Origin of the sequence: Dysosmobacter segnis (assembly GCF_014297285.1) — a bacterium.
GTDB lineage: Bacteria > Bacillota > Clostridia > Oscillospirales > Oscillospiraceae > Oscillibacter > Oscillibacter segnis.
In genome coordinates, this window is sequence record NZ_JACOQI010000070.1 from 1 (window position 1) to 1,859 (window position 1,859).

Here is a 1,859-nt window from a genome sequence, read left to right on the forward strand (position 1 = left end):
CCCCCCCCCCCCCCCCCCCCCCCCCCCCCCCCCCCCCCCCCCCCCCTTTTAGATGTGTATAAGAGACAGGACACCTTCTGGGAAATCCGGTTGGCGAACAGCGACGTGTGGCGTCGGCTGGTTGCTGAACACGTTCCACCTGAACACCAATTCAAACGCCGTACCAAATAACTGAACTAAACCTTAAGTAAGGGCGATACTCATGTCAGATCTTCAGAAGCAACTCGCAGCAGCCATTGTAGGCGTTGCACAACCTGAACCACAAGATGCAGGGCGTAAAGCTCGTGACCGCATGGAACTTAAAGCCAAGGCTCGTAAAGTCTGGTTCTGGATTAAGTTCTGGATCTGGATGGTGATCCTTGTTGCGGTGGCTGGTGTTAGCTGGTTCACGTACGATGCCTACAAAAACCGAGTGACCCAGGTCGTAACAGACATGCGTCCTTGTTCGGTTGAGGTGGGGGGTGAAAAGATTACTGGTGTGCGTGAGTATCAGTACAACTATTTCGACATCTTCGGCATGCGGTTGATTGACACGGCCAAGATTGAAGTGACCACAACCATCGACTATAAAGGAAACGACTTCATAGTGGGCGGACTGAACCCTGACGGGAGTTGGTGGTCGATGAAAACTTCAGACGGAGAGTTCGGCAAGATGAAAACCAAACCGGCTGAGACCTACGTGTTTGTTATCAAAGGTCGTATGTTACCGGTCCTGAGTTCCAAGTTCTGCAAGTGAGGCAGTTATGAAACTGTACATGGCTTTAAACATGCACTACGCTTTGCCGGAGTTGTTTACAAAGGCAGAGATCACCCTTCACCTGAAGGACAGTGTCAAAAAGGTAGAACCTGACCTGGATCAGAACGTCGTGGAGTTCACCATCGACATCCCTGACTCAGAGGTTATCAAACGGGACAAGTTTGAGGAGAAGCGTGTCCCTGTTGCTGACTTGCCTCCGGGCTTGCACGATGATGGCTACACTTGGGTATTCAAAGGCGATCCTGTCAAGATTACCAACACCAAGACAGTCAAGAAAGCGCGACTACCAATCGTCGAGGACATCCCTCGTGTCAGCATCGTGGCTGTCGTCAGTCGTGAAGTGTTGCTGACTCCGCACTGGTGGTGTCACCCAGACATCCTGGCTGTGATCGAACGCTACAAACCGAAGTGGGGCGCTAAAGGTTACGTCTTCGATAAAGTAGGTAACGACAAAGTTCGGCTGGACTACATCCCGCTGACTGTGAACCCAACTGCGGTCACTGCGTTAGTTACCTCCTTGATGGCGTTTGCTGAGCAAGCGATGGAACAACTACCGTCGGTTGTGACTGACCACGGTTCTCAACAAGAGTTTCTCGACCTGTAGAGGTGTGTGATGTTAACGCTATTCGGTGCATTGAACATGATGACCGATCTGGACGATCCCGACTGGATTAAACGGATAGCACAGATCACCCTCTACGCTTACCACAACGAAGTCAACCCCGACATCAACAAGGGCATCTACAAGTTTACGTTTGACGTAGAGGACCTAGACGTCAGTCTGTGGCAAGAGAACAATCCTTACGGGCACAACTTCGGTCAGTTCCGACAGGGTGTTTACTTTTACAGACCTGGTGAAGAATATGACGGTGAGAAACCCACCTTAATTTCGGTCGAAAGGGTTACACGGGCAGAGATTGAAACTGACCCTAACATCCCCAAGATTGAACTGGTGATCCCTGCTCCCAGTGAAGACTGGCTGGAGCGTACGGATTGGTGGGGTGAGATGTGGGTTGAGGAGTTGATGCGGGAATACGCGCCTAAGTGGATCTGTGAGCACTACGTGACTGGTCTGTATAAGAACTGTCTCTTATACACATCT

Annotated in this window: 3 protein-coding genes; all 3 read left to right on the plus strand. The window is 51.0% G+C overall.

Annotation, left to right across the window (positions count from 1 at the left end):
* Positions 1-202 precede the first annotated feature (202 nt).
* A complete protein-coding gene (locus H8Z83_RS18950; RefSeq protein WP_187016454.1) occupies positions 203-736 on the plus strand; it encodes a hypothetical protein in 534 nt (177 codons plus the stop codon).
* A 7-nt stretch (positions 737-743) separates the two neighbouring features.
* The gene (locus H8Z83_RS18955; RefSeq protein ID WP_187016455.1) at positions 744-1,361 is read left to right on the plus strand and encodes a hypothetical protein; all 618 of its coding nucleotides are present in this window, start codon (positions 744-746) and stop codon (positions 1,359-1,361) included.
* A gap of 36 nt (positions 1,362-1,397) precedes the next feature.
* A partial coding sequence (locus tag H8Z83_RS18960) for a hypothetical protein (RefSeq protein ID WP_207732102.1) occupies positions 1,398-1,859 on the plus strand: 462 nt, incomplete at its 3' end.